Annotated in this window: 12 protein-coding genes; 9 read left to right on the top strand and 3 right to left on the bottom strand. The window is 45.1% G+C overall.

The annotated features are described in order from the left end of the window. Window positions 1-144: 144 nt before the first annotated feature. Together QUB52_RS27580 and QUB52_RS27575 are read right to left on the bottom strand one after the other, a co-directional pair. Complete coding sequence (locus QUB52_RS27580) at window positions 145-462, bottom strand: HepT-like ribonuclease domain-containing protein (protein ID WP_332976313.1); 318 nt, start codon at window positions 460-462, stop codon at window positions 145-147. A gap of 16 nt (window positions 463-478) precedes the next feature. Further along, window positions 479-826, bottom strand: a complete 348-nt coding sequence (locus QUB52_RS27575; RefSeq protein WP_332975481.1) for a nucleotidyltransferase family protein — start codon at window positions 824-826, stop codon at window positions 479-481. A 139-nt stretch (window positions 827-965) separates the two neighbouring features. On the opposite strand from QUB52_RS27575, the gene QUB52_RS27570 reads away from it, so the two are divergent. From QUB52_RS27570 to QUB52_RS27545, 6 genes are all read left to right on the top strand, one after another. Continuing rightward, window positions 966-1,274, top strand: a complete 309-nt coding sequence (locus QUB52_RS27570; protein ID WP_332975482.1) for a hypothetical protein — start codon at window positions 966-968, stop codon at window positions 1,272-1,274. A gap of 37 nt (window positions 1,275-1,311) precedes the next feature. Further along, the gene (locus QUB52_RS27565; RefSeq protein ID WP_332975483.1) at window positions 1,312-1,551 is read left to right on the top strand and encodes a hypothetical protein; all 240 of its coding nucleotides are present in this window, start codon (window positions 1,312-1,314) and stop codon (window positions 1,549-1,551) included. Window positions 1,552-1,647: 96 nt separating this feature from the next. After that, on the top strand, window positions 1,648-2,994 hold the full coding sequence (locus tag QUB52_RS27560) for a branched-chain amino acid ABC transporter substrate-binding protein (protein ID WP_332975484.1): 1,347 nt from the start codon (window positions 1,648-1,650) through the stop codon (window positions 2,992-2,994). A 264-nt stretch (window positions 2,995-3,258) separates the two neighbouring features. Further along, window positions 3,259-4,335: a branched-chain amino acid ABC transporter permease gene (locus QUB52_RS27555; RefSeq protein WP_265239784.1), complete on the top strand. Its 1,077-nt coding sequence runs from the start codon at window positions 3,259-3,261 to the stop codon at window positions 4,333-4,335. Window positions 4,336-4,506: 171 nt separating this feature from the next. Further along, window positions 4,507-4,908 (top strand): type II toxin-antitoxin system RelE/ParE family toxin, encoded by a 402-nt coding sequence (locus tag QUB52_RS27550; protein ID WP_332975485.1) that lies wholly within the window; start codon window positions 4,507-4,509, stop codon window positions 4,906-4,908. Further along, window positions 4,892-5,221 carry a helix-turn-helix domain-containing protein gene (locus tag QUB52_RS27545; protein ID WP_265239786.1) on the top strand — a complete coding sequence of 110 codons (330 nt, stop codon included), beginning with the start codon at window positions 4,892-4,894 and terminating at the stop codon, window positions 5,219-5,221. Before QUB52_RS27550 ends, QUB52_RS27545 begins: the two co-directional genes overlap by 17 nt. Before the next feature lie 29 nt (window positions 5,222-5,250). Here QUB52_RS27545 and QUB52_RS27540 read toward each other — a convergent pair whose 3' ends face one another. Beyond that, on the bottom strand, window positions 5,251-5,853 hold the full coding sequence (locus QUB52_RS27540) for a Uma2 family endonuclease (RefSeq protein ID WP_265239796.1): 603 nt from the start codon (window positions 5,851-5,853) through the stop codon (window positions 5,251-5,253). Window positions 5,854-6,142: 289 nt separating this feature from the next. Between QUB52_RS27540 and QUB52_RS27535 the strand changes: the two genes are divergently transcribed. From QUB52_RS27535 to QUB52_RS27525, 3 genes are all read left to right on the top strand, one after another. Continuing rightward, on the top strand, window positions 6,143-7,708 hold the full coding sequence (locus QUB52_RS27535; protein WP_332975486.1) for a branched-chain amino acid ABC transporter permease: 1,566 nt from the start codon (window positions 6,143-6,145) through the stop codon (window positions 7,706-7,708). A gap of 107 nt (window positions 7,709-7,815) precedes the next feature. Next, window positions 7,816-8,595, top strand: a complete 780-nt coding sequence (locus tag QUB52_RS27530) for an ABC transporter ATP-binding protein (protein WP_265239789.1) — start codon at window positions 7,816-7,818, stop codon at window positions 8,593-8,595. A gap of 175 nt (window positions 8,596-8,770) precedes the next feature. After that, window positions 8,771-9,478 (top strand): ABC transporter ATP-binding protein, encoded by a 708-nt coding sequence (locus QUB52_RS27525; RefSeq protein WP_332975487.1) that lies wholly within the window; start codon window positions 8,771-8,773, stop codon window positions 9,476-9,478. Window positions 9,479-9,829: the final 351 nt, after the last annotated feature.

The raw sequence follows: 9,829 nt of genomic DNA, 5'->3' as shown, positions 1-9,829 counted from the left end.
CCCAAACGGCTGTGCTTTAACTCTATAATTTCTATTTGTCAAGTACAATTTATACCAAATTAGATGAGCTTACCCTGAGTCTAGTTGATTTTTGGTAAATATGGCGATCGGCCGATCGCCCATTTTGCTTTTGTGGGCGATCGTTCAACTATCATCAGGTAAGGTCGGCAATAATTCCTCTACTTGTAACAGCAAACTAGGCAAAATATTTGTCACAATATTCCAAATAACTTCCGAACTCACTTGGTCATAACGGTGAACCAAAATATTTCGTAAGTTAATCGCATTTCGCCAATCAATTTCGGGATGTGACTGCTGAAACTCGCTCGAAACTCTCCGAGCTGCCTCCCCCAAAATCCCCAACTGCCGCTCTACGGCACTTTGCATAAAAACATTTTCAAGATAAGTCTCGCATGAAACATCAGTCGTAAACTCTTGAATCAGACGGATTGCCTGCGCCATGTCCCAAAGTGAACCACTATCCCGCTGGTTGGGTTGCATAAATCACTCGATAGGTTTTCAAAATGTTCGATCGCCGATAGGGATTTTTTAACTGCTTTTTTTCCACCAAATCTACACAACGGTGAAATAAATCCTCTATCTCCTCCTGCATTCCCAATAAATGAGAAAGCGTGAGGCGGTGCGATGGCTCATAGGTAACTAATACATCGACATCGCTATCAGGGCGAAAGTCATCCCGCAGCACTGAGCCAAAGAGGGCAAACTCGACAATGTTCCAGCGCTGGCAAAATTGTGCGATCGCATCTAAAGAGACTTTTAAGCGATCGCTCACCACGTATTCTAAATCAGCTTGTAACTCAATCATGCGCTAGCAAACCTCCAACGACAGCAAATAACATCTGAGCTAAAGTGAAGCAATGGCATCGCTAACTTTCACCATCATAGTCATAGGAGCGATCGGGAAAACAATAAAATGAGAGGATATAGATTTAGAGGTCATATTTATGTTGTCGCCGATTAAACAACGCCTTCTCGAAGCGATCGAACGGACTCCTGAACCGCTTTTAGAGCAAACCTTGACATTCCTGGAATTTTTGACCAGTCGGACACCATCGGCGATCGCCCCAGACTTCTACTCAGATTTTGACTCAGACACCGACTCCAACGACCAAATCCTCGCGGATCTGAAAGCCTCCCTCCACCAAGCCTCATCGGGACAAACGTTCCCCATATCAGAACTCTGGGACGGCATCAATACATCGTTTACCAGAAAGAATTGTTTGAAAGCCCAAAGCCCGATCGGGAGAAATTAAAAGAAGACGATTCATTACTCCAATCATCTTCCTTACTTTGTCAAGTGCCCTCAACTGTCAACTGTCAACTGTCAACTGTCAACTGAATAAAAAAGTCCGAGCTAAAAACAGCGATGCCCAAGTTGGTAAGAGCGGTGGTTATCGTTTGATTTATCAAGTTGAATCACCGAATCAAGTTGTTTTACACCTGATTTACTCAAAATCAGAACAAGCAAACGTCTCGGCCGAAGAAATCCCAAGTGCGATCGTACAATACCAAGCAGATCCAGACGATTGACTGTATTTAACCAAAATTTGGGAAATATGTGCTAACTCTTGACTACATACTGACAACAGTGAAAAATATGCAAAAACACCAGCAAGCAACCAACCTATGAACTTTTCCCAGAAATCAGGCAAAAGTGCCACACCCTCAAAAACCCACACAACCCAAAATCCCGGCGCGGCCCGATTGTGGACAATACTTTTAGCCGCCGGCATAGCCTCTCTGTGCGCTAGCTGTCAAAATCCTCAAGCACCAAACGCCACAACTCCCGGAGCGACTCCAGCAGCCTCTCCTGTCGCAGTCAGCGCCCCCGGAGACCCAAATACTGTCAAAATTGTCTCCATGCTCCCCATGACAGGCAGCGCCTTGGGTCAATCTCAAACAATGGTCAACGGCATCAAACAAGCACTCGCCGAAACCGACTCCAAAGCTTGCGACGGCAAAATCAAAATCGAATACGAAGTGCTCGATGATGCCACCGCCGCTGCCGGCAAATGGGACCCGGCACAGGTAACGTCCAACTCTAACAAAATAGTCGCTGACGGTTCGGTAGTTGCCGCTATCGGTCACTACAACTCCGGTGCTGCCAAACTTTCCATTCCCGTGCTCAACCAAGCTAACGTCGTGATGATCAGTCCGGCCAACACTTATCCGGGACTGACTAAACCAGGAAAAGGCGAACCCAAAGAACCCAACGTTTATTATCCCGCAGGCACTCGCAATTTCACCCGCGTTGTCCCTGCTGATGACCTTCAAGGCTCTGTTGCTGGAAATTGGGCGAAATCTTTAGGCGTACAAAAAGTCTTTATTCTCGACGATCAAGAACTCTACGGCAAAGGTGTGGCTGACGTTTTTGAAGCAACGGCTAAAAAGTTGGGAATTCAAGTCTTGGGCCGGGAGGGAATTGATATCAAAGCTAGCGACTACAAGGCGTTAATGAATAAGATCAAAGCTTTAAATCCAGACATGATTTACTTCGGCGGCACTACTCAGAGCAATGCTGGACAAATAATTAAAGACATGAGAAATGTCGGGATGGCGGCTGATGCAGTTAAGTTTATGGGCCCCGACGGTATTAAAGACCAAGCTTTAATTGACGCCGGAGGCAAAGATGCCGAGGGTGTTTATGCTACTTTTGGCGGCTTGCCTCCTAAAGAATTGACTGGTGAGGGCGCCAAGTGGTATCAAAGTTACAAGGCAAAATATAATGCTGAACCGGAAGCTTATACAGCTTACGCTTATGAATCTGCTAAAGTGGCGATCGCCGCAATTAATAAAGTCTGCAAAAATGACCGCGCTGCGATCCGCGATGCTGTCTTGGCAACTAAGGATTTTAATGGGGTACTCGGCAATTGGAGTTTTGACGCTAACGGCGACACGAGCTTGACTGTAATGTCAGGAAATGTTGTTAAAGGCGGCAAGTGGGAGTTTGTCAGCGCGCTGAAGGCGGAATAATTAATCATTAGTCATTAGTCATTAGTCATCAGTCATCGGTTATTGGTAATAACTGAACTCGTGTTCTGTCGATTACCATAATAAAAACGGTTCGTAGTGCGGACTTAAGTCCGCACTACGAACGAATATTATTACTGTCGATCCAATTGCTAAGAAATTAGGACAGTTGACCGTTGACCGTTGACCGACTAATGACTAATGACTAATGACTGCTGACTAATGACTGCTGACTACTAATCACCAATAACAAATTTGTCCAAAATTATGAAAAAATGGCAGAGTATTCTTCTATATCTAGGTGTAGCTTATATAGTTTTGTTGTTAGGGCCGATCGCCGGATTTGACTTGCCCAAAATTATTGGGGAAATAGCCAGCAACCCTGAAGTTTTGATTCAACAATTATTAGTTGGCCTTGTCAACGGCGCGCTGATTGCGATTATTGCTTTGGGTTATACGATGGTTTACGGCATTATTGAGTTAATCAATTTTGCTCACGGCGATTTGTATATGTTGGGTGCTTTTGCTTCCCTCACCGTGTTCGGGGCTTTTGGCATTCAAGACGGCGCATCTTTAGCTGTTGCAATACCGGTGATGTTAGTTGCTTTAATTGTATGTTCGGCGTTTTGTGCGGGGCTGAATATTGTTGTCGAAAAGTACGCTTATCGGCCTTTGAGGAATGCTCCGCGTTTGGCTCCTTTAATTTCGGCGATCGGGGTTTCCTTCATTTTCCAAAATATGGGGCTATTTTGGGGAGGATTGAAAGCTTTTATTCCGGTGATGGGTTCTAATTCTGCTGCTCCGAAAAGCTTTCCCGATTTGTTGCCGCGAGTTGATATTCTCAAAGCTTTGGGAATTGAAACAAGTATTGTATTTACCACTAAGGATTTAATTGTGTTGGTGGTGGCGGTTGTCTTGATGGTTTTGCTTCATGTGTTCGTGCAGTATACTCGTCTGGGAAAGGCGATGCGGGCTACTGCTCAAAGCCGCGATGCTGCTAAAATTATGGGGATTAATGTCGATCAGATTATTGCTCTGACTTTTTTGATCGGGGGAGCATTGGCTGGTTCGGCTGGAATTCTGGTTGGTTTGTACAACAATACTATTGTTTTTACGATGGGGTTTACGGCGGGGTTGAGGGCTTTTACGGCGGCGGTTTTGGGTGGAATCGGTAATATTGTGGGGGCGATGTTGGGAGGGGTTTTGATTGGGGTGCTTTCGTCTTTGAGCGATCAGTATTTGTCGAGCCGCTGGACTAATGCTTGGGTGTTTGGGGTTTTGGTGGTGATTTTGGCTTTTCGGCCTGGGGGCTTGTTGGGCGAGAATGTTCAGGAGAAGGTGTAATTTGGAAATGGAGAAAGGGGAATATGTCAAACAAGATAATTAAAGCAATTTAACTGGTTCCCAGGCAGAGCCTGGGAACTGATGTCTAAAGGCTCTGCATGGGAACCAAATCTGCTAATTATAGCAGCAATATTGTGATAAAGTAAATGTGGATGACGAGGGTCGAAAACTGTGCCCGAAACAAAAGTTATTTTTTATCAAGATCGAGAAGGCGTGGCTCCAGTTCTGGAATGGCTTAAGATACTCCTGAAGCACGATCGCAAAGGCTATGCCAACTGTGTTGCGCGAATTCAACAACTAGCAAGTACAGGTTACGAGTTACGACGACCTGTGGCCGATTACCTGCGTGACGGAATTTATGAATTACGGGCAAAGCATCTCCGAGTGCAGTATCGCATTTTGTACTTCTTTTCTGGGCAGAATGTAGCAATTTTGGCTTATGCCATCACAAAAGATGAGGATCAAGTCCCTGATACAGAGATTGAGCGGGCAATTCAGCAAAAGGCTCAATTTGAAGCCAATCCAGCAGTTCATACCTATGTGGAGGAAACAGAAGATGGCGAAGACGAATGATGCACTGAAGATCCTTCAACAAATGACCTCTGAAGATCCTGAAATGGAGGAAATGATTAAGGAATCCTCTTTCAATGCAGAACTTGCACAACTGATTTATCGTGCTCGGACGCAAGCAGGATTGACCCAACAGCAACTTGCCGATCGCATTGGGACAAAACAGTCGGTGATTGCGGAGCTTGAAGATGCTGAGTATGAGGAACACTCGCTTTTAATGCTGCAAAAAATTGCGCGTGCGCTCAATCAGCGATTGGATGTTCAACTGATCCCGATCGCCCTTGAGGAAAATCGCAGTGAGCAGCGTAGTGCGTAAATGGAGAAATGAGTATACGCGATCGCCTATTATTTACTCGATTCCACTATTTTCGGTTCGATACTAAAGCCAGGTTTTAGCCAGCCAAAAACTTCGCCTAAAGTCAATTGCATCTGGGGCATAAATTCGGGTATCGGAAGTATATCTGTCGGTTCTTGCAATGAAATCGGCTGCTGCCCTGCGGGATAAGCTAAAATGTTTTTTTCATCTGGATCGAGCAACCAACCCATCTGACAACCTGCATTCAAACAGTGCAAAATATTGTTTATAACTTTGGTTTGGCTTTGGCCAGGGGACAAAATTTCTATTGTCCAGTCTGGGTGAGCGTTGAATGTATCGGCAATTTCGCCATCAACGTCTAGGGGAATGCGATTCCACACAAAAATAGCGACATCGGGAACAATAGAACGTCCGCCAAAGGTGCAGCGAAGTTCTGGAAATGCCCAGGCAATCCGCTGAGGTTTGCCTACTGCATTAGCCCTGGTGATGAGTTCTCCCTGAATTGTACTGTGTTTTCCTTGGGTAAGGGGTTTTTGTACGATCGCACCGTTGATGTATTCGCTAGCGGGTTTGGTTTCTGGCAGTTGCAAAAACTCGTCGAGGGTGATAGTTTTTTGAGGAGCTTGTACCATATCGCGCTCGCCCTTTTGAATTGTGTTGCGGTAACAGTTCCAGTATATTTCAATTTTTGTCGCTTTTGGTGCAATAATCGAACTCAAAAGATTCTAAACTGTAGCTAGCCCGATCGCCAATTTCCCAAACCAGCAGTCGAGCGAGTTCCTGGGTGATCGGTAATCGATCATCGGAATTTAACAAATAACAAATAACCAATAACCAATAATCAATAACAAATAACAAATAACAAATAACAAATAACAAATAACCAATAACCAATAACCAATAACCAATAACTTCTGACCTATGTCAAACAAGATAATCCAAGCAATTAAATCAAGCGGTATATTAGGGGCGATCGCCTTTTTGACTGTTGTGCTATTCGGCGGTTGGAGTGGCACCGTCATCGGATGGCTGATGGGCACGGCAGCGGGCTTCATGAGTTGTCAAGATCAGAAGGTTCAAAACCCAAAAATGGGCGCAACAGTTGGCTGTTTTGCGGGTTTGGGTTTGGGCGTTTGGCTGTTGGTTGCTAGCGTACTAGAAGGGGTTTTAGTTAGACCTTTTTCCGGTCAATCTGCTGTGGCTTTACCTACTACTTTGCTGTACGGGATGTGCAGTTTGGCGATCGCACTTTTGACAGCTACACTAATGGGTGCATTGCAAGGTTTGCCGCCGCAACGCCAGCGGCAGGCTACTCTGGTAACATTAGCTTTTATTCTAATTCTGTTTCCGTTTATCGATCTTCAGGCTCAAACCGGCTGGATTGCTACGGTAGTACAGATTCAAATCTTTATTATGTTGGCGCTGGGTTTGAATATTACTGTGGGTTTTGCGGGTTTGTTGGACTTGGGATATGCGGCGTTTTTTGCGATCGGCGCTTACACGACAGCTTTGCTATCTTCCGGGCAGATAAATATTGCTTGGAATTTTTGGGTAGTTTTGCCGATCGCCGCCGGTGTAGCTGGCATTGCGGGCGTTATCCTGGGTATTCCTACCCTGCGACTCAAGGGCGATTATTTGGCAATTGTTACCCTCGGTTTTGGCGAAATTATCCCGGTGGTATTTCGGAATTTAACCGCCATTCGCATCGATGAACCAATCTCGAAGATTGTCGCTTCAGTTTTAGGTAAGCCGGAATTGGTGTTGTGTCTCGTTGGGTGCGATCGACCTTTTAACCTCACCGGCGGCGAAGCGGGAATTAATCCGATCGCGCGTCCATCTCTCCCCATCATCGGCACATTCAGCACCGGCAACTACTTTCCCTGGTACTACCTAATTTTACTGCTCGTTGTCTTCGCCTACTTCATGATTTCGCGGCTGCGAGATTCCCGCTTGGGACGGGCATGGAATGCCATGCGCGAAGATGAATTAGCGGCAAGCGCAATGGGCATTAACCTGGTCAAAACCAAACTTTCAGCTTTTGCAATGGGAGCGACATTTTCGGGGTTTGCAGGCGCATTTTACGCCGCCTATATCAGCGCGGTTTTTCCCAGCGTCTTCGATTTCTCAGTATCGGTGATTATCCTGTGTATGGTAATTTTAGGCGGTTTGGGCAACATGACCGGGGTGATTTTGGGCGCTATCATTATCATGTCTGCCGATCGGCTTTATCTCCCCCAACTCGCCCAAGTCCTCAAAGGTTTCCTGAATACTTTTGTACTTCCCAGAATTGCAATTCCCCAGTTAGCCGACTTTCTAGCAACCAGTTTAGACCCGATTCAAATGCGCTTGTTTCTATTCGGTTTAACTTTAGTTGTGATGATGATCGTGCGGCCAGAGGGGCTGATTCCTGATAAAATTCATCAAGCTGAATTGCATGATGATGCTAAGGCAAGTAATGAGTCTTTAGCAGATGCGAGAAGTCAATAGTCATAGATAATCATCTTTTCCAGCAGAAGAGAATTCGGGTTTTCACAAATAAAGTCCGAGCTGAGAGGGACTGGCAGAAAAGAATAGTAATAGGAAATAGAACCAAAATGTCACTATTAGAAGCACAACAACTTACAATGAGATTCGGAGGTTTGACGGCGGTAAACCAAGTTAGTTTAACTTTGGAAAAAGGCTCGATCGCCAGTTTGATCGGCCCCAACGGTGCAGGTAAAACCACTTTTTTTAATATGCTGACGGGTATCTACAAACCCACTGCCGGTAACTTGCTGCTGGAAAATAAGAATATCACGGGTTTGCCACCCGATCGCCTGACAAGTTTCGGCATTGCTAGAACTTTTCAAAATATCCGCTTATTTAACAATATGACTGTACTGGATAATGTTTTAGTAGGCAGGCACAGCAGAATGAAAACAGGTTTGTTGGGCGCAATCCTTCGCCCGCCGACTGCGATTATCGAGGAACGGGAAGCTAAAATAAAAGCGCTGAGTATGCTGGATTTTGTCGGTTTGGGCGTGAAGAAAGCGCCGGAGTTGGCAAAAAACCTTTCCTACGGCGATCAGCGCAGATTGGAAATTGCCAGGGCTTTGGCTTCCGATCCCAAAGTGCTGCTTTTGGACGAACCGACTGCGGGGATGAACCCGAATGAAACGGCTGATTTAACTCGCTTTATTTACCGGATTCGCGATGAGTTGGATTTGAGTATTTTGCTGATCGAACACGATATGAAGGTGGTGATGGGAATTAGCGATCGCGTTAGTGTGATGGAGTACGGCACTAAAATTGCTGAGGGAACTCCGGCAGAAGTTCGCGCCGATCCTCGTGTGATTGAGGCATATTTGGGAAAAGAAGATGATGTTCATGGTTAATACAATTAGTCGGTCAACCGCAGATTTAAGGCAGATAAACACTGATTGACGCAGATAATTTTAAGATCGTGAGATGCTCTGGTTTACTATAAAAAAGGTTAATTTTAAATAAATGCAATAAAATTTTATACTTAGTCGGGACGATATAACAAAGGACAAAGCGGAAAGAGCAATTATGCTAGAAATTAAAGACATTCACACCTATTACGGAAATATTCACGCTCTCAAAGGAGTATCGCTAACTGTCTCGCAGGGAGAAGTTGTGACATTAATCGGTAGCAACGGGGCGGGGAAAACTACAACTCTCCGCACGATTCAAGGGCTGCTGCGCCCGCGCAGCGGCACTATATTATTTGAGGGTAAGCCTTTGGAATCGCTGTCTACAGAGGCGATCGTCCGTTTGGGCATTTCTCAAAGCCCGGAAGGACGGCTGATTTTTGGGCGCATGACGGTACAAGAAAACCTGGAAATGGGTGCTTATCTCCGCAATGATACTCTCGGTATCAAGTCTGATATGGAAAAAGTTTTAAATTTATTTCCCCGTTTGCGAGAAAGAATTAGTCAAAAAGGCGGCACTCTTAGCGGGGGTGAACAGCAAATGCTGTCGATCGCCCGCGCTTTGATGTCGCGCCCCCGTTTGTTATTATTGGATGAGCCGAGTATGGGCTTGGCTCCGATGTTGGTGAGTCAAATTTTTGCGATCGTCCGCGATATTAATGCGGACGGAACTACTATTTTACTGGTGGAACAAAACGCCCGCATGGCTTTAAGTGTAGCCCACCGCGGCTATGTGATCCAAACTGGTGAGGTTGTAGTTGCCGGTACTGCTAGCGATTTGCAGTCTAATGAAACTGTTCGGAAAGCGTATTTAGGTGAAAGTTAAATAGCTATTTTGGAATTGGGTAAAGAGTCATTAGTCAGTTGTGATTAGTCATTAGTTAGGAATAATGGGTAATTGGTAATGGGTAATGGATAAAGAGTCATTAGTCATTAGTCATTAGTTAGGGGTAATGGGTAATGGGTAAAGAGTCATTAGTCATTAGTTAGGGGTAATGGGCAATTGGTAATGGAGCATCGGTAATCGGTAATTTTCAATTACTAATTGAGCACGGTTGATTAAACATCCTGGTTAATTACCAATTACCAATGACCAATGACAGGGTAAGAGCATCTAATTTGGTATAAAATGTACTTGAAAAATTACTTCAGTCATGGTAATAGGCAGGTGAAAATA

The sequence above is a fragment of the Microcoleus sp. A6-C6 genome, assembly GCF_036705955.1.
In the GTDB taxonomy this organism is placed as follows: Bacteria; Cyanobacteriota; Cyanobacteriia; order Cyanobacteriales; family Microcoleaceae; genus Microcoleus.
The sequence above is the reverse complement of the archived record's forward strand: the minus strand, read 5'-3'. Positions and strand labels throughout refer to the sequence as shown.